This window comes from Leisingera sp. ABM4_103, assembly GCF_056158685.1.
Genome location: NZ_JBSWTU010000007.1, coordinates 194,082 through 215,473, shown reverse-complemented (window position 1 = coordinate 215,473; position 21,392 = coordinate 194,082). Strand labels below are relative to the sequence as shown.

21 protein-coding genes are annotated in these 21,392 nt (G+C 56.4%); 16 read left to right on the top strand and 5 right to left on the bottom strand.

What is annotated here, in order from left to right; genetic code table 11:
* The first annotated feature begins 27 nt into the window (after positions 1-27).
* The 11 genes from ACXAED_RS23350 (at position 28) to ACXAED_RS23300 (ending at position 10,881) form a co-directional block, all read left to right on the top strand.
* Positions 28-1,338: a tyrosine-type recombinase/integrase gene (locus ACXAED_RS23350; RefSeq protein ID WP_475054044.1), complete on the top strand. Its 1,311-nt coding sequence runs from the start codon at positions 28-30 to the stop codon at positions 1,336-1,338.
* Positions 1,335-2,480, top strand: coding sequence for a tyrosine-type recombinase/integrase (locus ACXAED_RS23345; protein WP_475054043.1), 1,146 nt, complete (start codon positions 1,335-1,337; stop codon positions 2,478-2,480). The genes ACXAED_RS23350 and ACXAED_RS23345 overlap by 4 nt, the downstream gene beginning before the upstream one ends.
* A gap of 257 nt (positions 2,481-2,737) precedes the next feature.
* Complete coding sequence (locus ACXAED_RS23340; protein WP_475054041.1) at positions 2,738-3,211, top strand: TIR domain-containing protein; 474 nt, start codon at positions 2,738-2,740, stop codon at positions 3,209-3,211.
* Positions 3,212-3,507: 296 nt separating this feature from the next.
* Positions 3,508-4,368 (top strand): PfkB family carbohydrate kinase, encoded by an 861-nt coding sequence (locus ACXAED_RS23335; RefSeq protein ID WP_475054038.1) that lies wholly within the window; start codon positions 3,508-3,510, stop codon positions 4,366-4,368.
* A gap of 64 nt (positions 4,369-4,432) precedes the next feature.
* Positions 4,433-5,845, top strand: a complete 1,413-nt coding sequence (locus tag ACXAED_RS23330) for a toll/interleukin-1 receptor domain-containing protein (protein WP_475054037.1) — start codon at positions 4,433-4,435, stop codon at positions 5,843-5,845.
* Positions 5,842-6,540 (top strand): 8-oxoguanine DNA glycosylase, encoded by a 699-nt coding sequence (locus tag ACXAED_RS23325; RefSeq protein ID WP_475054035.1) that lies wholly within the window; start codon positions 5,842-5,844, stop codon positions 6,538-6,540. Before ACXAED_RS23330 ends, ACXAED_RS23325 begins: the two co-directional genes overlap by 4 nt.
* Positions 6,537-7,127, top strand: a complete 591-nt coding sequence (locus tag ACXAED_RS23320) for a 7-cyano-7-deazaguanine synthase (RefSeq protein ID WP_475054033.1) — start codon at positions 6,537-6,539, stop codon at positions 7,125-7,127. The genes ACXAED_RS23325 and ACXAED_RS23320 overlap by 4 nt, the downstream gene beginning before the upstream one ends.
* A 1-nt stretch (position 7,128) precedes the next feature.
* Positions 7,129-7,596, top strand: coding sequence for a TIR domain-containing protein (locus ACXAED_RS23315; protein ID WP_475054031.1), 468 nt, complete (start codon positions 7,129-7,131; stop codon positions 7,594-7,596).
* Entirely contained in the window at positions 7,593-8,147 is a 555-nt protein-coding gene (locus tag ACXAED_RS23310; protein ID WP_475054030.1) for a hypothetical protein, read from the top strand. The genes ACXAED_RS23315 and ACXAED_RS23310 overlap by 4 nt, the downstream gene beginning before the upstream one ends.
* Positions 8,148-8,305: 158 nt before the next feature.
* The gene (locus tag ACXAED_RS23305) at positions 8,306-9,604 is read left to right on the top strand and encodes a tetratricopeptide repeat-containing protein (RefSeq protein WP_475054029.1); all 1,299 of its coding nucleotides are present in this window, start codon (positions 8,306-8,308) and stop codon (positions 9,602-9,604) included.
* Between the two features lie 2 nt (positions 9,605-9,606).
* Complete coding sequence (locus ACXAED_RS23300; protein WP_475054027.1) at positions 9,607-10,881, top strand: tetratricopeptide repeat-containing protein; 1,275 nt, start codon at positions 9,607-9,609, stop codon at positions 10,879-10,881.
* 214 nt (positions 10,882-11,095) lie between these two features.
* Here ACXAED_RS23300 and ACXAED_RS23295 read toward each other — a convergent pair whose 3' ends face one another.
* The gene (locus ACXAED_RS23295) at positions 11,096-11,680 is read right to left on the bottom strand and encodes a Fic/DOC family protein (protein WP_475054024.1); all 585 of its coding nucleotides are present in this window, start codon (positions 11,678-11,680) and stop codon (positions 11,096-11,098) included.
* Positions 11,677-11,955: a hypothetical protein gene (locus ACXAED_RS23290; protein WP_475054022.1), complete on the bottom strand. Its 279-nt coding sequence runs from the start codon at positions 11,953-11,955 to the stop codon at positions 11,677-11,679. The genes ACXAED_RS23295 and ACXAED_RS23290 overlap by 4 nt, the downstream gene beginning before the upstream one ends.
* 402 nt (positions 11,956-12,357) lie before the next feature.
* Here ACXAED_RS23290 and ACXAED_RS23285 point away from each other — a divergent pair, with 402 nt between their 5' ends.
* Positions 12,358-13,620 carry a lysozyme family protein gene (locus ACXAED_RS23285; protein ID WP_475054021.1) on the top strand — a complete coding sequence of 421 codons (1,263 nt, stop codon included), beginning with the start codon at positions 12,358-12,360 and terminating at the stop codon, positions 13,618-13,620.
* A 585-nt stretch (positions 13,621-14,205) separates the two neighbouring features.
* On the opposite strand, the gene ACXAED_RS23280 is transcribed toward ACXAED_RS23285, so the two are convergent.
* Positions 14,206-14,721, bottom strand: a complete 516-nt coding sequence (locus ACXAED_RS23280) for a hypothetical protein (protein ID WP_475054018.1) — start codon at positions 14,719-14,721, stop codon at positions 14,206-14,208.
* Positions 14,722-14,910: 189 nt separating this feature from the next.
* Positions 14,911-15,273 carry a DUF2958 domain-containing protein gene (locus ACXAED_RS23275; RefSeq protein WP_475054015.1) on the bottom strand — a complete coding sequence of 121 codons (363 nt, stop codon included), beginning with the start codon at positions 15,271-15,273 and terminating at the stop codon, positions 14,911-14,913.
* Between the two features lie 905 nt (positions 15,274-16,178).
* Between ACXAED_RS23275 and ACXAED_RS23270 the strand changes: the two genes are divergently transcribed.
* The 4 genes from ACXAED_RS23270 (at position 16,179) to ACXAED_RS23255 (ending at position 19,759) form a co-directional block, all read left to right on the top strand.
* On the top strand, positions 16,179-16,502 hold the full coding sequence (locus ACXAED_RS23270; RefSeq protein WP_475054014.1) for an H-NS histone family protein: 324 nt from the start codon (positions 16,179-16,181) through the stop codon (positions 16,500-16,502).
* A 261-nt stretch (positions 16,503-16,763) separates the two neighbouring features.
* The gene (locus ACXAED_RS23265) at positions 16,764-17,486 is read left to right on the top strand and encodes a hypothetical protein (protein WP_475054013.1); all 723 of its coding nucleotides are present in this window, start codon (positions 16,764-16,766) and stop codon (positions 17,484-17,486) included.
* Positions 17,487-17,665: 179 nt separating this feature from the next.
* Complete coding sequence (locus ACXAED_RS23260) at positions 17,666-18,553, top strand: tyrosine-type recombinase/integrase (RefSeq protein ID WP_475054011.1); 888 nt, start codon at positions 17,666-17,668, stop codon at positions 18,551-18,553.
* A gap of 12 nt (positions 18,554-18,565) precedes the next feature.
* Entirely contained in the window at positions 18,566-19,759 is a 1,194-nt protein-coding gene (locus ACXAED_RS23255; RefSeq protein ID WP_475054009.1) for an IS91 family transposase, read from the top strand.
* 461 nt (positions 19,760-20,220) lie between these two features.
* Here ACXAED_RS23255 and ACXAED_RS23250 read toward each other — a convergent pair whose 3' ends face one another.
* Positions 20,221-21,369: a hypothetical protein gene (locus ACXAED_RS23250; RefSeq protein ID WP_475054006.1), complete on the bottom strand. Its 1,149-nt coding sequence runs from the start codon at positions 21,367-21,369 to the stop codon at positions 20,221-20,223.
* Positions 21,370-21,392: the final 23 nt, after the last annotated feature.

Genomic DNA, 21,392 nt, shown 5'->3' with positions numbered 1-21,392 from the left:
TTTCCTGGCCGCTTCCCGGGAAACTGCGTGGAATTTTTCCTGAAGCAGAGAAGGAAGACAGCCATGCGTAAATCCGCTCTGAATCCCGCCAATACCCGTCCCGCTTCCCAACGGTCAGAGACCGTTCATTGTGACACTGAGGTCCCCAAGCTGGGCCTCCGGCAGCGCGGCACCAATAGCTCTTGGATCGTGCAGTGGCGTGCCGATGGCAGGACCCGGAAGCAGACACTCGGGCGGTCCGATGCGATCCCCCTGCCCCAGGCCCGCGAGCTGGCCCGCACGCTGCTCGACGGCGTAGCAAAAGGGGCAGCTCCGGACGCCGCCCCGACGGTGGCCGCCTTCAGCCGCCGCTACCTCAAGGATCTCGCCCCAAGCTGGAAACCGGCCACGCATCGCGCCCATGCACACGACGTCGAACACCTCATTATCCCCTATCTGGGCAGCAAACGGCTCAATCAGGTGACCCGGGCAGATTTGGTTTCCTGGAAAGACGGTCTGCCCGGCAGTGCCGCCAGCGGGAACCGCGCACTTGCCGTTCTGTCCGGCATGATGCGGCACGCGGAACTGCTTGGCCTGCAGCCGCCCGGCAGCAATCCCTGCAAGGGGTTGAGGCGCCGCAAGACAAGCTTCAAGGCTACCTATCTCTCCGAGGCACAATGGGCGCGTCTGGGAGCTGCATTGCGGCGGCTAGAGCAAACCCACCCTCGTGAGGCAGGCTGCTTCCGCTTTCTCGCCCTCACCGGCTGCCGCAAGGGGGAAGCGCTTGCGTTGCGGTGGGACATGATCGACGGCCCGCGCTGTGCTCTGCCCGATGCCAAGTCCGGACCGCGCGCGATCTGGCTCGGGCGTCCCGCAAAACGGGTCCTGGCCTCCTTTCCGCGCAGCAACCTGTACGTGTTCGGCGAGGGCAAGGACCCAATGCCAGACCACCGGATTGACAGGGTCTGGCGCAAACTCCGGCAAAGCGCAAAACTCAGCGGGGTCCGCCTGCATGATCTGCGCCACAGCTTTGCCTCAGTTGGCATCAATTCCGGGCTGGATCTGCGCGTGATCGGCGGGCTGCTGGGCCATTCCGATCTCGCAACAACCGAAGGTTACGCCCATCTCGAAGACCGCACCATCAAGGCCGCGAGCCAGCGCGTTGGCACCCATCTGGAAAAGATCGTCAAGGCTCCGGCCTCGGGCCGCGGAGCCAGCCGCTCTCTTTACCAGCGCTTCTGCAGATCGTCCCTCTCCATCGACGCCTTCTGTGCTGAAAACGGGATCGACCCTGCCACCTTCCGGAACGGGCTGGTCGCATGGAGGCGCACGAGCCAGAACCGGGGGGCGGGCGCATGAAGACCGTCACCCTTCTCACCCCGCTGATCCTGTCGTCCCTTAAGCCGCGCAAGAAGGAATACGTGCTGCATGACGCGCAATGCGAAGGCCTGGCCCTGCGTGTCCAGCCGGGCGGCGCCAAGTCCTGGGTCTGCTGGAAACGGGACGCCGGCAAGACCCGGCGCGTCACCCTAGGCCGTTTTGAGGACATGGATCTCGATGCGGTACGCGAAGCCTTCCACGGGCACATGGGTAACAGCCAACGCGCCCCGGCCCCGCTCCAGCGCAACACGCTCGCCTTTGGGACGCTCTGCACTGCCTTCCTGGATGCCAAGCGCGGGGTTTATGCCGCCTCCACGCTTTCCTCGCTGAGGTACTATCTGGATACACAGCTTCTGCCCGCTTTTGGCCGGAGTAAAATTGCGCGGATCACAACGCCCGAGATCGCCGATTGGTTCTATGCCTATTCCCATTCGCGGCCAGGCGGTGCCAACCAGGCGCTTGGGCACTTCACGACAATTCTGAATTGGGGCCAAGAAGCAGGCCATCTTCCGGCGGACTTGCCCAATCCGGCAGCGCCATTGCGTTTCAACCGGCGCTTGGCGTGCGGGCGCATGCTGAGCAGCGACCAGCTCCGGCGGCTGGCGGCCGTGCTGGACTCCGCAACCTCCAGACAGCGGGACGCTGCAGACGCAATTTGGCTGATGTTGCTGACGGGCTGCCGCTCCGGTGAGATCCTGCGGCTGAGGTGGGATGAGGTCCGGAAAGACAAGCTCGCCCTCCGGCGTACCAAGACAGGCCCGCGCGAGGTCAATCTGAGCGATGCTGCAATCCAGTACCTTGACCGGCTGCGCGAACAGCGCCGGTCCAGTTACGTGTTCCCCGCGCAGCGTACCAAAAAGCCGCATCGCACATCCATCGACCACGCCTGGCAAACCTTTAAACACTTGGCAGGTTTGCCCGACGGAATCCGGTTGCACGATCTCCGCCACACCTACGCCTCCCACGCCATTATGTCAGGGGAAACCCTGCACATGACCGGCAAGCTGCTCGGCCACAGGTCGCCGGCCAGCACCGAGCGTTACGCGCACCTCGATGCAAGTCACCTGGCCAAGGCTGCAGACAAAGTGGCCAGTAAAGTCGACGGGTTGTTAAGCGGTTAGAGGTTTAAAACAGTGTCGCACAGGCGTGTTGAGAAACGAACGCCTAGATTACATACTTCGCGGGTGCGGTATACGGGTCCAGCCCAATTCCAACACCGCGTTTGCCCGCTTGCGCGCTTCTCTGACACTAGGCAATGCAGCGCATCATTCAAACGTCGCGAGTGGCGTCTGAGAAACCTGCAGCATCAGCGACTTCCTATTAATTGGCGGTCCAGATATATCCGGTGACAAGTGATCTATTACAGGGAGATGCCGAGATGGGGCTTCCACGCACTTTCGTCGGGTTCAGCAGTACTGATATCCGCTATTATCGCTTGATGCTTGCATGGAAGCAACACGAGCGCATCGACTTCAATTTCGCGAACTGCCAACTTGCACAAGAGATTAATTCGGAGAACGAGGCGTATATTAAGCGCAAGTGCCGTGAGCGGATCGATTTGGCCGGTACGTTCGCTGTCCTGATTGGACAGGACACCAGATCCAAGCACAAGTACGTCCGCTGGGAGATGGAGGTCGCTCTGGAGAAGCGGTGCCGCATCATTGGCATCAATCTAAATGGATCGCGCGACATGGAAGAGGCTACATGCCCGCCTATTATCAAGGGTATTGGAGCTATCTTTGTTCCGTTCTCTCCGAAAATTGTGGCACATGCTCTCGCCAACTGGAAGATGGAGACCAAGGACAATTGGTACTATAAGGAACAGGTGTATCAACGGCTCGGTTACAAGTGACAGGGGGGTGCGTTCAAATGCACATAGCTGGAGGACTTTATCGAGAGATTTGCCTTCACCCGGCGTGGAACACCTTGCTCGGCTCAGGTGGACGCGCAGCCCAGGCGCTAGCCGCTCTTGGTGACCAAATAACCCTTCACAGTTATTTCGAAGATGGTCAGTCGAACGCCTTAGAGCCGTATCGGGACAGCGGAATCGCGTTGGAACTCAGGCTTCGGCAATCGCCGATAGCGTTCGCTTACTTCCACCCCCTCTCCCTCCCTCACCTAGAACCACGCGACATAGTGCAAGAATCCGTGCTCCATGTAGATGCGGAGACGGTATTAAGGTTTGGCTTGGTCGAGGGGGATGCCGTGGTGCGCGCAAGGCGTGCAATCTTTGATCCCCAAGGCAGGCGCGGCCCTATCCACTTTAGGGAGAATGGCTCAAATGCAGACGAGATCGCGCTCGTCCTAAATGCCCAGGAGCTCATCAGCGGAACTGGCATAACCAACATTGATGATGCCGCACACGGCCTAGTCAACTCAGGCCATGCCTCAGTCGTCATAGTCAAGCAAGGGGTGCGTGGAGCGATTGTCGTCGAAAGCGGCAAGCAGACATCGTTCGTGCCAGCGTTTCGCTCTTCAAGTGTGTTCAAAATCGGCACCGGTGATTTGTTTTCTGCGATCTTCGCGCATTACTGGGGGCTTGCAGGCGAGGATGCGACGACAGCGGCGCAACAGGCCTCGCTTGCAGTAGCAAACTATGTGCAGCATCGCGAATTTCCGACAGAGCGGCTCAATCCAATATCAGAACCGGTTGGAGGTAAGCCGCAAGGCCCCGTCGCAGTTTTGGCAGCGTCCGATACATTAGGACATAAATACGTGCTTGAAGAGGCGCTTCACCGCCTGAAGGAGTTGGGCATCGATGCCACGCATGTCCGTACGCCTCCCAATGAAAAACGACATGTCGCATTGTTGGTGCTGGCCGATGGCCTTTCCCGCGATTGCATCGCTGAAGTTGAAGCACATTCTATTTCTGGTCAGTCAGTTATCATGCTCGATGAAGCGCAATCTGTAGAGCTTGAAAGCCTACATCAGAAGGTCACTGTGACTAGTGATTTCACAAGTGCTCTTTACCAAGTGGCCTGGGCTGCCTTGAGACCAAAAACAATCTAAGGTTAAGCTTGCACCCATCCTTTGTCTGACGTTTTACTGACAGCGGATAGGTACGGAGATTAGTTTGGCGGATATTTATATAATTTACGGGCGCCACGACGAAGGCCGCACCGAAGATTTGGTCAAGTTATTGTCTCAATGCTGGGTTGTGTGGTGGGATAGGCTCGTTAAACAACGCTTTGTGGATGATATTCACAAAGAACTTTCAATCACAAGATGTGCTCTTGTGCTTTGGTCGGAAACATCACGAACAAAAGATACTGTGATTGACGAAGTTCGGCTCGCCCAGGAATATAAAGTGCCGATCATTTGTGTGAGTCTCGACGGAAGTAAGCCAGCATACGGATTTGGTGGGTACGCTACGACTGATCTCTCCTCTTGGGACGGGCAGAAGAATCACGCCGCCTTTTCTCGGCTATTTGACCGCTTGACGGCAAATTTGCCGCCTACCAAACGCGCGAAGCGACCTGTTGATATTGCAAACGGACGTCTTCCACTTCCCAGTGTGTTCCTTTCGGTCTCGTCGTTTGAAACACAGCTCGTTCCTCATGGTGCCGTCAAGGCGCTAGCGCTAGCGCGAGCACCGACAATACTTGTCTCTGCTTGGGACTTGGTCAAGCGGCGCAAACCAGATGCGCTTATCAATGCACTCTATGAGTATAGAGACACCGGAGGGTTCATACTGCTGGATTCTGGGAATTATGAGGCGAGCAGGCTTACAGCAAAGCGCTGGACAAGGAGTGATTTCGAAGAGGTTCTTGGTGCCGTCCCGTTCGACTGGGCGTTCTGCTTCGACAAAACTAAAACTAAACTCCCGAGTAGACCTTCGCGCTTGGCCGAGAACATCATCGAAAACACCAGGCGCGATCAAGCGCTGACGGATGCTTCGGTGTTGCCGGTCATCCACGTGCCACGCTTGAAATCCGGGGGGTACAAAACTGAGATGATACCAACGGTTACACGACTAGTGGCCGAAGCGCTCAATCCACCCATGATCGGAATTCCAGAGCGCGAACTTGGCGCCGGTATCAGCCAGCGTGTCGCCACAATGCGGGAAGTACGCCGTGAACTCAACCAGCTATCCGTCTATCAACCAATTCACTTACTCGGCACCGGCAATCCATGGACAGTGGGAGTATTGGCATCTGCTGGCGCTGACTGCTTTGATGGTCTCGAGTGGTGTCGCACCGTTGTTGACCATGAAACGGACAGATTGAACCACTTCCAACATTTTGACCTATTCACCGACCAGACGCGTTTCGCGGACTTGGCGATTGCGAGCCAAGCGCTTGACGACCCAGACGTCGATTTCGCTGGAAAAGTCGCCTTCCACAACATCGACTATTTCATGCGCTTCAATGTGAGGTTACGGGAAATGGCGAGAGAAGATCGAATAGAGAGCTTCGTGACTAGTCGGCTAGGCAAGGCAGCTACCGAGATGCTTCTTCGTCTGAACCCGGAGGTATTTAAGGCATGAGCGATGAAGGCCGACAATTGCAGTCCGCAGTGGCGAGCATCTGTCCCGATATCGAAAACCGAGTCTCACAACTTAGGAATACTGCAGACGAACGTGCGTTGTGGTGGGAATTGTCGGCCTGTGTGTTAAGTAGTCAGGTGCCTTATGCTTTAGCGACCGCCGCAGCAGACGCGATCGATAAATCAGGTATACTGTATCGCAGTCATCACTGTGGTGATGTCGGAAACACGGTCCACAACATACTGCGTACGCCCTTGAAGGTAGATGGCCGCGAACGGCTCTACCGTTTTCCATTTGTCAGAGCTGTCCAACTCGAGCGTATTCATTCCAGTGTATTGAACAACGCGGATAGTCTCTCGACGCTACTTACAGGGTTCGCAACAGCTAACCAGGCGCGTAGATGGCTCGTGGACAACGCACACGGCATTGGCCCAAAACAAGCAAGCATGTTCTTGCGCAATGTCGCGCTCACCTATGACCTGGCGATAATCGATCGGCACGTTCTCGATTATATGTCGCTGACCGGCCTTCATTCAAAGGGAGGCAGCGCAGTAAGTTCACTCAAGCACTATCTACCGCTTGAGGACACCCTGCGCGTTCACGCGGAAGACCTGAAATGTCCGGTGGGTATACTCGATTGGGCAATCTGGATTGTAATGCGCATCGCCAAGCAACAAAAGAGGTACGTGCAATGAGCATCGTCACACTGGTATCAGGAGGCCTGGATTCCACGCTAGTTGCCGTACTTGCCCGAGAGGAAGGTCTGGAACAATACCCATTATTCGTCGACTATGGACAACGATCAAAGGAGAAGGAGCTTGCCGCTTGTCGTGCAGTTCTCGCCCGACTGGGATTGCCAGATCCAAAGGTGGCTGAACTTGGTGGTTTTGGGAGCTTGGTCCGCTCAGGTTTGACCGATCCATCTTTGCGGGTGTTAGAGGATGCTTTCACCCCTGGGCGCAACCTATTATTTCTTCTGTTGGCGTCCTCTTACGCAATACAGCGTGGAGCTGATGCCGTTTCCATTGGCTTACTGCACGAAGATGCCAGCCTCTTTCCCGACCAGACCAGCGCCTTCCTAGTCGAAGCAGAAGCATTGCTTTCTGGAAGCATGGGGAGACAGATTCGCGTGATCGCTCCACTTGCAAAGTTCCATAAAATTGACGTCGTTGCACTGGCGCAGGAGAAAGGTATCGTCGGAACTTATTCCTGTCACCTTGGCAATGACGAGGCATGCGGCGCATGTATCGCTTGCAATGAATTTAACTTTCGGGAGGCGTAACATGGGCGGTAGCGGAGGCGGTGGCTGGAACCAATTGGGTAACATTAGCGCCTTGGAGCAAAAGGCGCGCGAAGCTCTTACCAGCGGGAAGCGGAACGTCTTTATAAGTTTTGCAACGGAAGACATTAACGAGGTCAATCTGTTGCGCGCCCAGGCAAAAAACGAGAACAGCGACATTGAGTTCAATGACCACTCGGTGCGTGCCCCCTATAACAGCGAACGCGCCGAGTACATTCGCCAGAAGATTACCGAACGGATCAATCGCTCATCGGTGACGGTTGTTTATGTCTCAGATAAAACCGCAGAAAGTCGTTGGGTAGGTTGGGAAGTATCAAAGAGCCTCGAGTTGGGGAAAAAGGTGGTCGCCGTTCACGCAGGCAACCGCTTTACCGGGCGCCAGCCGAGCTGGCTGAAGAAGAACGGAATAAAGATGGTACCTTGGTCGAAGCTGGCACCGGAGATTAAATGACTATGACAGCGATTGCCTGTCTCGCCGGCCGCCGGATCGACACTGCCGGTCGTGAAACACCGAGTTTTCCGCTACACCGTGCATCTGCGGTAGGAGAGGCGATTGCGGCAGTGTTGACGGAGCGAAAAATTGCCCGACTTGTGTGTGCAGCCGCCTGTGGCTCCGATATTTTGGCACTCGAGGCTTGCGAAACGCTAGGCATACCCGCCACAATCATTCTGCCGTTTCCGGTGGCCGTATTTCGTGAAGTTTCAGTCACCGACCGTCCAGGCGACTGGGGGTCACGTTTCGACAAAGTGATCGCTCGCGCTCGCGCACAGTCAGATCTCGTCGAGCTTGGTTATGAAAGAACAGACGAGAACGCATTCCTAGAAGCCAATCATGAGATCGTATCACGCGTAGCTGGGGCAAAAGCCCGAGAGAAATTCGCCATTGTAGTTTGGAATGGCACTGCGCGTGGAAAAGACGACTTTACTGCTGATCTGGCTGAACATGCCGGGGCCGAAGGGCTCAAAGTCATCGAGGTTCTTACCGTGGACCACCCCCGATGATAAGGCTGAGGCGACTGCTGAGCAGGTTCTCGCAAAAAGGTAACTCGATACCCAATCCGAGTATACTGGAGCTGCGCAACAATAGCAGCCGAACGGCCCTAATCTTCTTGCACGGTTTTTCGGGCACGGCCAACGGAACGTGGACAGACTTCTCCAGATTGTTCCTAGATGACCCTGATTTTTCTGATTGGGATGTGTTCAGCATTGGATATCCGTCACGGCTGTCGCTAGACTTTCCGTTGTGGGAAGCAGATCCTGGCGTCCGGCTATGCGCTCGCAGCCTTGCGACCAAACTGAGTTCGCGGGAACTAGCAGGATATGATTGCATTGCACTAGTTGCCCACAGCATGGGTGGCCTTGTCGCACAGCGCGCAGTACTAGATTCAGCGCGTTTTGACAGTCGCCTGTCACACCTTGTCCTCTTTGGGACACCGAGCGCGGGTCTAGTTAAGGCAGGCCTCGCACGACTTCTCAAATTTCAGCTTCGCGACATGGATAGCGGGGGAGAGTTTATCTCCCAGCTTCGCTCTGATTGGACACGGGAATTCGGAGACAAAAGTCCGTTTGCGTTTACTACAGTTGCTGGCGAGGTTGATGCCTTCGTTCCTTCGACCTCGTCACTCGATCCGTTCCCAATCAGCCAGCAGGCAGCGATCCCAGGGAACCACCTCGAGATTGTCCGCCCGGCCACGCGTGATGATTTGGCTTACGATATTCTGAGACGGTTACTACGCGGCGATGCACCTCCGCATGCAGTAACCGATACAGCACGACTTGCCGTCGAGCGCCGGGATTTCCAACACGCTATCGACCTACTTGAGCCCAGAGTTGCTGAACTTGACGACAATGCCGTCGTCACCTTGTCTCTCGCTCTCGAAAGCCTCGGTCGATCACAAACAGCCCTCAAGGTTATCGAGACTTGGGCTGACGGCCGGGATCAACTTGATCCGCGTGGGGTTCTCGCTGGGCGGCTGAAGCGGCGATGGCTGCTCGAGCGTCGTCAGGCGGATTTTGATCGGGCACTGCTACTTTACACTGAAAGCCGTGCAGCAGCCATTGCGTCCGGGAATTTCGCCCAAGCATATTATCAGGGTATTAACGTCGCATTTTTGCACCTAGCATCAAGCGCGGACCATGAACCAATCCCACAGGCAGCGCTTGATGCAGCACGCCTTGCACTTGAGCATGTAGAGTTGGCTCCACCCAGCCCTTGGGGAGTAGCTACACGCGGCGAGGCCTTGCTTGTACTGGGCCAGTTTAAAGATGCGATAGAGGCCTATCGAGACGCAAGTGCTGCTGCCACTTCGGTACGTGCCCAAAATTCGATGTATGTCCAAGCAGCAGCGGTGACTGTGCGCATCTACGGCATAGATGCGCGCGATCATATCGATCGGGCATTTGGCATCCAGCCATCAGAACAGCACGTGAAGACAAACGACACAGGCCCAATTAAATGAAAATGTCTGACGACCGTAAAGTTTGTTTTGTTGTCATGGGATTTGGGAAGAAGACTGACTACGAAAGCGGTCGTACGCTCGACCTAGATGCGACATATGAGGCAATCATACGCCCAGCAGTGGAAGACGCTGGTCTCCGCTGCATACGGGCCGACGAAGTTACCCATTCGGGGGTCATCGACCTCGAAATGTATGAAATGCTACTGCGATCAGACCTTGTAGTAGCGGACATCTCAACCGGAAACCCCAATGCCATTTACGAACTCGGCGTCCGACACGCGCTTTGCCCGAATTCAACTATTGTTATGAAAGAGGATGCCGGCCGCCTCTATTTTGACCTCGACCACATAAGCACTTTCCAGTACCGCCACCTTGGAGAAGATATTGGTTCGCGAGAAGCTGGCCGTGCCGCTCGTGAGCTTCGGATACTCATCGAAGCAGCGCTAGCCTCAGGTAAACCCGACAGCCCCGTTTACACTTTTCTTCCGCGATTGCGTCGCCCAATGCTAACTGAAGAAGAATTTGACGAGTTGGTCGACGAGATGGAAGCTGACCAAAAGCGACTAGCGGATCTGATCCACCAAGCCGAGAAGCTAACGGAGGAAAGCGATCACGTAGGAGCTGCAGCGGCTTTCCATGCAGCAAATAAGCTCAAGCCTAACGATCCCTTCATCGTGCAGCAACTGGCGTTAGCTACCTACAAGGCAGCGCGACCAGATAACATCTCCGCACTATTCAAGGGCATCGAGATAATTTCTGCGCTCGATCCCGAGCATTCTAATGATCCAGAAACACGCGGAATCACAGGTGCAATGTTTAAGCGGCTTTGGCTTGCGACCAAACAACCCGAACAGCTGGATATGGCGATCCGTCATTATCGTCGAGGGTTTGAAGTACGAGGCGATTATTATAACGGTGAAAACCTAGCTACCTGCTACGATATGCGAGGAGAGCTGCAATCTGATCCAGACGAAGCGCTATTCGACCGGATGAGCGCATGCAAGACACGCGAAAATGTCGTTGCCAACCTTGAGCGCATCTTAGTAGACCCTGCCTCTGCTGAGCGCAGTGATATGAAATGGATCCACGCCACGCTGGCCAACTGCCTTTTCGCTCTAGGCGACAACGATGCGGCCTCCGTTCACGAAGAGCGTTTTCGTTCACTCGATCCTGCGCTTTGGGAGATCGCCACCTTTGAGGAGGGGCGAAAACATGCGTTGGCTACTGGTGTTGCGCACAAAAGTAAAAAAGAAACGAATAGTCGGCGAACGTCATAGTGCATTCGACTAGCATTGAACATCCATCGGCACCGATGAAATAGCAGCGTTAGAGCGATGCCACACTACTTCAGCTAGAAAGGCAACGCTATGAGCCCAACAGACTGGCGCGCGTCAAAAACGTGACAAAGGCGGCTTGGTGCCAAAACCAACTGAGGGTCAAATCTGACACATCAGCCTATATGCGCGCTGTAGACAACAGCTGTGTCCGACTTCACTCGATCAGCTTACGGATTTCAGCTGCAAGCGGGTCTTTGCTGCCAGAAAAGCTTTCTATCATGGCTTCCATCCAAGCCTTGGGGTCCAGCTTGTCCTGGTCCAGCGTGAATCCCACATTCTCAGTCAAAATCACAAGAAGGGCTAACTGGCATCGGCCATTTCCTTCGCGAAAGGGATGCACCGCGTTTATCTCTGCGATGTAGTGCGCCGCCCGGTCCGCAAAGGCATCCGGATCGACAAAATCTCCAAGGTGCCCCTCCTGTGCCAATTGACTAAGGAGCTGGTTCATTTGGGCTTCAATGTTCTCGGGATAGCAAAACGGGCTGTTTCCCTTCGAGGTTCGTATTTGTCTAGTCTCTCCGGCCCAGTCGTACACGTCTTGAAAAAAATGGCGATGTATTGCCCTATAATGAGCATAGTCAAGCTCCCCCAGCGGAAGGTCTTCTTGGGCACGGATCTCAAACATCGCTTCCTCGAACTCCTCCAGTGCCTCAGCATCCTGATAGCCGCCTTTGTTCCTCAGAACCTGAGTACCGGGATAGCAGAGAGGATCTTCAACGGCATTGTACCGTTTAATCATGCTTTTTTCTTGAAATGTTCGCTGTTGAGGGCGTCGCGAAGGGCGTCACCGTTCAGACCCTGAGACCGGAAGCGCTCAATTGCGCGAGAAGTCTTCTCGCTTAGAACTATGCCTTCAACTAGTGCAAATTTCTTCGCTTTGGCGAGTCCGATGGGTCTGCCGCCAAACTGTCCCGTCTTTGCCTTCCGCACCGCGTTGGTCCCGCCCGAACTTAAGGAGCGAGTGCTACATACCGAACCGGAGGCTGACTGTTTGATGGTGCTGTTCTTTTTCATGAAACAATTCTATCAAATTTAGGGCCGAGGGAAAATGACTTTGCGGGTTTCTAGTGCCGCCAATTGTCCCGGCTGTACTTCCGACCGTTGACGCTCAGGCGGTCACGGCCGTCTATCGGCACATCCTCGTGAACTAGCCTACCGTCCCGAGCGATCCTGTAAATGCTGCCAGTCACGTCATCGAGCCGAAGCCATAGATAACGAATTCCCAAGCCCTCCTGCCCTGCTCCCGGACCTGGTTGTGCCCAGAAGAATCGGCAGCCGGTGGCTGTCCAAGCAACTTTGCAAAGCCCGCTTCCTGCGCAGTGCGACTGCCCAAGGTCGTTCTTGCTGCACGTGCAGCGAACGGCAGGAAATGCAGACCGCGACGCAGAATTTTGAAGGCAGTTTGCGTGGGCGCCAATGACCAAGGCTGACTTCTGTCATGGGCAAGACCTGTCGAGCGCCTTTCTAACCGCCCCTGCACGGCGCGGTGAAGAGCTAAAAACCGATGTTTTGTATTACCCCCGCTGGCTAAACAGGCGGGAGAATTTAGGAGAAAGTGTGGACAGCCGCAGGGGCTGGCATATTGCCCCTGTCTACGCTAGAAATTTTCCTGAGGTCAGCGACTTCAGGAAAAACCAGCCGCTCGGCTATCCACATTTCGGAGCTGTTTTCATAGGAATACTGGGTCATGTGACCGGACATATGAAAACGCGCTCCGGCAGCTTGCTGCGTGCCGAGTGGACCTTCCATGAGGTCCAAGGGGCCGAATTGGGCGTTGCGGGCCCGATCCCTTCGAGAGGGCTGAGCCAAGAGCCCGGCTGTGGAGCGGTGCTTAGCGCCTCAATTTCCCGCCGCGGCCAGAGGGCGAGGGCTGCCCTTACGGTCTTTCTGGTCGCGCTTCTGGCTCCTGTGGCGGCACCCGCGGGCGACTGGTCCAGCTCCGGCAGCTTCGACCTGAAAGAGACCACCGAAATCCGCGAAAGCCTGGCCTCGGCTCCGGCTTCATACCCCGGCGGCTGGAACTTCGCCGCGCGGAAAAGTGAGTGGGTTGCCCTCGATGCCTTTGAGCGCTCGCGGCCGGGGAAGCAGCCCCCTGCCCCGGCCTCCTTCCGTCTGCCTTCCGGCTCCAGTGTCGAAAAGCTGTTTGCCCTCATCGCCTTTGCTGAAGCTCCCGGCGGCCGCTATGACGCAATCCACCACGGCGCCAAGGTGAGGCCAGGCAAGAAACCCTCGCAGATGACCCTTGCGGAAATCTATACCTGGATCGACCGCACGCCGGGCCAGCCCCATGCCATCGGAAACTTCCAGATCATACCTTCAACCTTGCTTAATCTGCAGAAGCGTCTCGGCTTGCCTGACGGAGCCCGCTTCAGCCGTGCGACACAAAACCGGATGGCAGCTCTCCTGATCTCTGACGCCGGGTATCAGAAATTTGCGGCTGGCCGGATTTCACGAGCCGCGTTCATGGACAACCTGGCGCGCATCTGGGCTGGCCTGCCGCTGGCATCGGGCAAGTCTGCTTATCATGGATATGCCGGGAACCGCGCGACAATTACTCGGACTTTCTACGGTGACCAGATGAAAAGGATATTTGACTCCGGAACAGCGCGGATCACTGAAGACTCTCTGGCGGCTCAGGCACCACCTATGAGCACAGACTGGACACAGCTGGGGCAATGATCCGGACCGCCGCCTACCCACCCGTGATTAGTGCACGGGCATCGCGGAAGCGGGGTTCAGATATTCCAGTTCAATGTCGGCTGGAGACAGGCAAATGGGAAGCCTTCATGGCGCAAAAGGCAGCTATCCGAGCTTCTGAAGGATGGCGCTGAATGCGACATACAGGCGGCCTGTCTAGTACCCGCCCCCGGCGATGAACAATTAGAGCGGCGGTTTCTGAACTTGTTAGCCTCGCCTCCAGACTGAGAGCTGATCAAGACTTCGGAAAAAACCGCCCGATCTTACGCCGCACAAAAAGAGGAAATAAACGGCCGCAAAAAGCCCTGAACAGACCCCGAAGATTGAGGCCCAGGATACGGTCAGAAAAAAGAGTGCGCCATGTACAGTCAAGTGCCCCTCCAAACCTTGGGATGCCCTGGACACATGCCGGGGTGGCTCTGACTGTAACAGGCTTCCGGTTAACAAATCCGGCCGGGACTGCAGCCGCCTGCGATCCTCCCGGTTGAGGCTCTGGCGCCGGGAACTGCTGTTTCCAGTTGCCCTCATTTTGGAGCAGATATCAAAGCTGCGGGGATACTCCCCGCCCTACCGCGTTTTGGCGATGATACCATCTTTGCCAACAGCTGCGATGCTATCGGAAGTGCGGCGTGCCAGATCCACTCCGTCGGCAGAGATGCTGGCTTCCGCGAACTCTGTTTTCTTCAGCACAGATCCGTCGGCCTCCACCCAGGTGGTCTCGCTGCTGCTTTCGCGGGTGATAGATCCATCATGGCTGATCCGGATCGAAATGCCCGCCACCGCGACTGTTACTGACTCTTCCGTCACAAGAACCCCGTTCCAGGCATCCGGGAAATCGCGGCGCAGGACAATCTTGTCTTGGCGCAGCTTGATTTGCACGTCCTGGTCCGTGTCTCCTTCCGCGCTTCTGACCACCACAAAGGCTTCCTGCTCGCTTGGATCGTTGTGAATACTCGCACTGGCATTCTTCGGCGACCACACTTTCGGGGCTGCGCGCCGCGCGCCTTTCTGGTCCCGGTGGAAACCAATATACAGCTGAGCAGAGCGCCAGGTTTGGCGCAGAGAATTCACAAGTTCAGACATTGGGCTTAATCCTCAACAGAATGTGCGCGCACCGGACCAATTCGGGTCCTCCTGGCGCCGCCAGTATTTCTTAAATTCATTGCTGCGGGCGTGCCGACTGGCCTAAACCAGTCGGCACGCCCCAAAGTTCATAGGGTATTGGCAGCACGGTAAGGACGGGCCCTTACCCCATGCAAGCCAAGGTTCGGTCTACGCCTGGATGGCACCGTGAAGACGTGCCTCCCGTGCGCAGTCCACAAGCGGTTTTGACGGTGTCCAGTATAGGTCGCGTTCGATCCTCAAGCCAAAGGGACCGCGGACTGCCACCAGTTCCGGAATGTAAATACTGCCCAGTTCCGGGCAGCCCATACCCAGATCACACAGGCCGAAGGCGAGATTCCTGTCTTCAGGATCAATCTCGCTGATTAACCACGTTGCGGCGCCCCAGGGCGTGAATAGCTTGACCACTGGCTGCCGCGACATGTCCTCAGCAATCTCTCCTGTCCTCTCCCGTGCAGCAATTGCCCCATTCTGCAGCAGTTTCTCAAATTGGTCTTTTGTAAACAGGTTCATACCCAACGTCTCCTTTGTGTGATGGCCATCGGGAGGTCCCCTTTGGCTCTGGTTTTGAGCAGAGCCCTGCAAGGGCGCCGTCTCTAAAACCTGACCCGCTGGCGAAGCGTGGGGGGTAGCAACTGCAATTGGAAACCGATGGGAGTGGTGCGGCCCGCAGGCGCAGCCGAGGACACGGTCCCGTCGGTTTCCGGTTGCGGGCGCGTGGGGGCAAAGCCCCCTCAATGCCTCTTGTCAGAGTATTTGCGCATGGCAATGCGCACCGCTCTTTTTTCGGTGGTTCGGCCACCTTTGGATTGGGCATTGGCAGTTCGGGGAAAGAACCGCTACCCCGACAGTCATTCAGCCCTCAAAGCGCGGATTTCCCCACGCCTGCACCGGACATCCCGGATCTTCTGGACACAGACGAGGCTGGAGTACAGGTTCCAGATGCCGCGCGCACATTACGGAAATACGACGGTCCTGCAATTACCCTGCCATCAGGACACCGCCAAACCTCTTGCTCACAGAATGTCACGCCAATAAGTGCTCTACCGGTCGGCCATGAAGTCAGGTCCCGGGCGTCCGCAGACTTGGTTCCAGCTCCAGATTGCACATCGCAAGCCGGTTTTCCTCTTGGCAGCCGAACCAGTTTTCATGAAGCATACCCGGTTTCTCTGCTAGTGATACCAAATCAAAATTCACCACCGCACGACGCAATAATTATGCTAAGATGCAGGTAACGATAATCGAAGATTCCCCTGATCTCGGTTAACACTTTTCCGCGACTGAAGCCTACCAGGCCGAAATAAATAGCTGTTCACAACGGTTATGGCTCTTTTCATTTATGCCCGGCTACATCCAAGCACTTGCCTCTGAACGCGATATCTGCTTTGACCGGGTGCAATAAAGAACACAGGTGAAACATGACAATAGATATAAACGGCCTGAATGCAGCTGAACTGGATGCGCTCGCTAAAGAAATTGAATCCCGCAAAGTGGAGGTGGAGAAAGAGGCCAAGCAAAACGCCTATTCCGAAATGCTGGCCATCGCAGACAAACACGGTGTGTCCTTCGAAGATGTGATTGCACTTCATGGCGCCAAGGGCCGAAAGTCCGGCACAAAGGCACCCGCCAAATACGCCAATCCAAATGACGCATCCCAGACATGGACTGGCCGCGGGCGTAAACCGGCTTGGGTTCACGAAGCGTTGAAAGCTGGCAAGTCTATTGAGGACCTTGAGATCTGAAGATCCTTATCCTTGGGTGCGCCGCCCATCAATACCATAAAGTTCCTGAAAAGGAACGTGCGGTGGCGGCGTTCAGCCACCGCGCAACATATTGGCCACGCAAGGGAAACCAGCCCTGAGTTACCTTTCAGTGATAAGCCGACTTGCTGCGGCGCAGCCCGTCACTCCGGCATTCGCTGCAGGTGTGATGCCTAAAGGGTGGTGTGACCACCCCGTGTGGACATAATGGAATAACAGCGCGGTCTATGGCAGCATCCCGGCATGATCAAATTCCGCACTATTCCCGATAACCATCCCGACCTTGCGCATTCTCCCTTGCTTCAGGGCGCTCTGCTGACCCTGCAATATACGCAGGAACACGGATCAATCGGTCTGACCAAAACGAAGGCGTTCAAGCGCGCCTTCGTCCATTGGGCCGTCGAGCATTTCGACTGGCCCGGGAAGAATGCAGAGGAGATGCTTCGCTACAACAAGGTGATCAATGAATATGATTTTCCACCGCTCGAGATTCTTCATTTCCTTCTTATTTCCCTGCGCCTGGGGCGTCACTTCAAGGGTGAGTTTCGACTGACCAAGCGTGGAACAGATCTCGCTCAAGCCCCTGGCCGCTTGTTTGCCGAACTGATTCCATACTTTGTGCTCCAGGTCGATCACGCTTCATATGCACGCTTCCACGACCGCCCTTTTGGAAAATGGGACGTCTGGTTAAACGTGATAAACGTGGAGGCCGATCATGGCACTACCGAGGCTGCCCTGTTCAAAACCTTCTACGGTGAGTCACAAGACTGGCACACCGCGGGCTGGCGAGAAATGGCCGCGTTCTCTTCTTGTGTGCTACGGCCGCTCGGATGGTCGGGATTACTGAACGAGATCCGCGAAGACGGCCCCGGCACGAAAGCATGTCACGTGTTCAAGACCAGGCTCTGGCGCAGCGTGCTTAGCCTTGACACCGACGACATACTGCGACCGATGCCGATTCAATGAAGGTGTTTTTCAGTGCTATCAAACGGGGCGCTTACGCAAGATCGGCCCTAGGACGAAGCCGCTCACGCGGCAATGGCGCCCGTGGCAGGCGTTCCGGACTGATCGCCATCCTGTGCATTTGGGAATGTGGGCAGCTGCCTGACGATTGAGGCCTCTCAATCGACAGACAGGAGGTTCCCATGACCGACGAGAGGATTTCACCGCTGCGGGCGCGGATGATCGAAGACATGCGCATCCGGGGGATGGGCGAGAAGGCGCAGAAGTCCCACATCCGTGCCATCAAGGATTTCGCCCGGTTCCTTGGGCATTCGCCGGATACCGCCACCCCGGAGGAGTTGCGCGCCTACCAGCTGCACATGACCGACGCCGGGGTCACGGCCAGCACGTTCAACGTGCGGATCGTGGCGCTGCGGTTCTTCTTCGGGATGACCTGCGGGCGCGAGGACATGAAGCGCTACATGCAGTTCCGCACGCAGCCGCGGAAGTTGCCCGTGGTGTTCAGCGTCGAGGAGGTGTCCGACATCCTGATGGCGGCACCCGGGCCCGGCCTGAAGTATCGCGCGGCGCTCAGCATCTCTTACGGTGCGGGGCTCCGGGCCGCCGAGGTCTGCAATCTCAAGATCGGCGACATTGACAGCGACCGGATGCTGATCCATGTCGAGCAGGGCAAGGGACGGAAGGACCGCAAGGTGATGCTGTCCCCCGGCTTATTAAACTTGCTGCGTGCTTGGTGGCATGAGGCTCGGCCCGAGGGCTGGCTGTTCCCGGGCAAGCCGAAGATCAATCCGATCTCGCCTCGGCAGTTGAACCGAGCGTTCACCTCGGCCAAGCACATGGCCGGGATCAGCAAACCGGCGACGCTGCACACGCTCAGGCACAGCTTTGCGACCCATCTGCTGGAGGCCAATACGGATGTGCGGGTGATCCAGGTCCTTCTCGGCCATGCCAAGCTCACGACGACAGCGCAATACACCCATGTCGCCACAAAGACGATCCGCGACACGGTCAGCCCCTACGAGATGCTGGCCAAGCTGCAGGATCAGACGGTGAAGCGAAGTCTGGAGTAACCAGGCGCCGGGGTGCCCCGGCCAAAGCTGGAGATCGCCGACATCTTTCGTGCCCATGCCCCTGCGTGGCGGCAGGCGAATGCCGGGCATGTCAGCCTGACCCAGCTCAAGGTGATGTCAGCGATAGAAGCCTGCCGAACAGAGGCGCTCGGCGGGCATGTGGCGGGATGCGCCAAGTGTGGCCACCACCACATCGCCTACAATTCCTGCAAGAACCGACACTGCCCGAAGTGTCAGGGGCCGGCGGCGCGGGACTGGATGGCCACCCGCGCCGAGGACCTTCTGCCCGTGGAGTATTTCCACGTGGTCTTCACCCTGCCAGCCGAGATCGCGCAGATCGCCTTCTGGAACAAAAGGGCGATCTATGGCCTGCTGTTCAGGGCGTCCGCGGAAACGGTGATGACCATCGCGGCCGATCCCAAGCGGCTCGGGGCACGGATCGGGATGACCAGTGTGCTGCACACCTGGGGGTCGGCGCTGACGCATCACCCTCACATCCACATGATCGTGCCGGGCGGAGGGCTCTCTTCGGACGGCACCCGGTGGGTCGCCTGCAAACCGGGGTTCTTCCTGCACGTGCGGGTGTTGTCGCGCCTCTTCCGGCGCTTGTTCCTCGACGGGCTGCTCGCCCTGCATCGCGCCGGGGAACTGGCCTTCTACGGCGATCTCGAACGGCTGGTACATGCGGATGCCTTTGCCGCCTGGCTCAAGCCATTCCGCAAATCCGAATGGGTCGTCTACGCCAAACCGCCCTTTGGCGGCCCCGAGGCGGTGTTGGCCTACCTGAGCCGATATACCCACCGCGTCGCGATCTCGAACCATCGCCTGATCAGCGCCGACGCCGAGACCGTCGCGTTCCGCTGGAAGGACTACCGCATAAAGTCCGGCGACAGACAGAAGGTCATGCGCCTGGCCACGACGGAGTTCATCCGCCGCTTCCTGATGCACGTCCTCCCCGACGGCTTCCACCGCATCCGGCACTACGGCCTGCTGGCTGGCGCGACACGCAAGGCCACCATCACCCGTATCCGCGACCTGCTCGGTCAGGAGCCGACCGAACTGGAAGCACATGAACCAGCCGAGCCGGCCCCGCTCACCCTGCGCGAGCCGTGCCCATGCTGCGGTGGCCCAATGCGCATCGTCGAGATCTTCCGCCGCGGCCAGAAACCGATGTCGCGCGCCCCACCACGGGAGCAGGCCGCATGACGAAACGCCCGTCACTGCAACAAACACCACTCCGGTTCTCACGCCCGTTCCGGACTGGCTCAGCCTTGCCTTACGCGGTGCCTCGACCGCGAGCAGCCGATGAAATGCGCCACCCGAGACCGAACATCATCACTTTGGCAGATCAAGACGCCTTTGGAGGCCGGCGAAATCCTTCGAGCCGTCGGCCACGCCCCGCCGTCGCTGGAAAACTCAGCCCACTTTCCCCATAGACAGCGCCTGACCACCGCGGCTTCCACCTTGGGAGGATTTCCAACGCGGGCCGACGAAGCACCACAAGAAAACGTTGCACTACGGCCCGCATCGAAAATCCTTCACCTATGCAGACTTTGGACAGAAACGTCGAGTGCTGCAGCTGCAAACCCCATTGCTGATATTCGCCGCAAACGCGAAATTTAAAAGCTCCAAGGACTGAAGCCCGTTCGTGTTCAGCCCACGGCGCCTTACTTATTGCCGAACAGGATGTCACCTGATTGGGTAAGGATACCAGCGTCTTCCGAGAAGTTCAGAATTCTATTGAGGGGCACATAAGGAGTTCGGGAGCTCGGGGTTATAAGATGCCAATCAGTATCACCTTCAACATCGGCTATCCCGAGATCAGAGTAGAACTCATCCAGCGTAAGGTCCTTATCCCTGTCCACAAAAATGTAGCGCAGACCATATTCATCGAAAAACTCAAACCATTGGTCGTCGTCGGACACAAACTCAGTCAACTCGTATTCGACCAATTCGACTGATAATGCGGCCCCGCCAGAACGGAGTGCAGTGATGAACTCATCAGCCGTACCGGCGAAGAACTGGATAGACCTAGAGAGACTTGTATTAGTTTCATCTAGTGCTGGAGCAGACTTACTATTCTCAAGATCAAAGGAAACTGTTGACTCGGCATCGATAGATTGAACTGCCGATAACACTTCCGTGTCGATTTCCACTAATAGAACACCAGTTTCGTCCGGGATCCCGTCAGCAGTGACCGTGAATTCAATTGGAAACTTTCCAAGCTCACCCAGCTTAGAGCTTGTGAAGTCGATCCAGAGTGGCTTGATTACCGGCACGTTGTCTTCCAGCATTGGCACTCCAACGCGCTCTCGTAAACGAAATTCAAGTTCCAAATTCTGGTCGAGCCAGTCATATGATTGGGAAGCGGAAATGCGATCGATTTCTAAGGATCGAACTTGCTCGTAACCTGTTACATCCAAGAGGGCTGAAACATGGACTGGGGCGGCAACCTCACCGCTATTGTTGGTAATCGATAGGCTCGGGCCAAAAACTAGGTTAACCCTAACGTTATCGGCTGGCAGTTCACCTATGTTTCTAATGACTAAAGGAAGCTGTAGTGCTTCTGAAAATCCGCTGTATCCAAAGTCACTCCATCGAGGAAAAATCTGTAGCGTAGTCTCTGCGGCCGCTTCGCCGGCAAACCTTACTTCAAGTTTGGGTGGATGCTTGGGAAACAAATAGTTAGTTATTTTATCGATGTTGCCCAATGCAGTAGCGATAACGGCCAAAGCCGCAATCAAAAAGGCGCCAGCCGCCGACAGCCAGGAAAATCGACCTTTGGGTTTTTCTTCCTTCTGTTCTTCCATGCTCATACCAAGCTATTTTTTTGTCAGCA

Bases quoted from the DNA above. Each gene is read 5' to 3' on its own strand.
- ACXAED_RS23300 (WP_475054027.1), top strand. From the start codon at position 9,607: ATGTCTGACGACCGTAAAGTTTGTTTTGTTGTCATGGGATTTGGGAAG.
- ACXAED_RS23340 (WP_475054041.1), top strand. From the start codon at position 2,738: ATGGGGCTTCCACGCACTTTCGTCGGGTTCAGCAGTACTGATATCCGC.
- ACXAED_RS23295 (WP_475054024.1), bottom strand. From the start codon at position 11,680: ATGATTAAACGGTACAATGCCGTTGAAGATCCTCTCTGCTATCCCGGT.
- ACXAED_RS23290 (WP_475054022.1), bottom strand. From the start codon at position 11,955: ATGAAAAAGAACAGCACCATCAAACAGTCAGCCTCCGGTTCGGTATGT.
- ACXAED_RS23325 (WP_475054035.1), top strand. From the start codon at position 5,842: ATGAGCGATGAAGGCCGACAATTGCAGTCCGCAGTGGCGAGCATCTGT.
- ACXAED_RS23280 (WP_475054018.1), bottom strand. From the start codon at position 14,721: ATGTCTGAACTTGTGAATTCTCTGCGCCAAACCTGGCGCTCTGCTCAG.
- ACXAED_RS23285 (WP_475054021.1), top strand. From the start codon at position 12,358: ATGACCAAGGCTGACTTCTGTCATGGGCAAGACCTGTCGAGCGCCTTT.
- ACXAED_RS23310 (WP_475054030.1), top strand. From the start codon at position 7,593: ATGACTATGACAGCGATTGCCTGTCTCGCCGGCCGCCGGATCGACACT.
- ACXAED_RS23320 (WP_475054033.1), top strand. From the start codon at position 6,537: ATGAGCATCGTCACACTGGTATCAGGAGGCCTGGATTCCACGCTAGTT.
- ACXAED_RS23275 (WP_475054015.1), bottom strand. From the start codon at position 15,273: ATGAACCTGTTTACAAAAGACCAATTTGAGAAACTGCTGCAGAATGGG.
- ACXAED_RS23265 (WP_475054013.1), top strand. From the start codon at position 16,764: ATGATCAAATTCCGCACTATTCCCGATAACCATCCCGACCTTGCGCAT.
- ACXAED_RS23345 (WP_475054043.1), top strand. From the start codon at position 1,335: ATGAAGACCGTCACCCTTCTCACCCCGCTGATCCTGTCGTCCCTTAAG.
- ACXAED_RS23315 (WP_475054031.1), top strand. From the start codon at position 7,129: ATGGGCGGTAGCGGAGGCGGTGGCTGGAACCAATTGGGTAACATTAGC.
- ACXAED_RS23250 (WP_475054006.1), bottom strand. From the start codon at position 21,369: ATGAGCATGGAAGAACAGAAGGAAGAAAAACCCAAAGGTCGATTTTCC.
- ACXAED_RS23260 (WP_475054011.1), top strand. From the start codon at position 17,666: ATGACCGACGAGAGGATTTCACCGCTGCGGGCGCGGATGATCGAAGAC.
- ACXAED_RS23270 (WP_475054014.1), top strand. From the start codon at position 16,179: ATGACAATAGATATAAACGGCCTGAATGCAGCTGAACTGGATGCGCTC.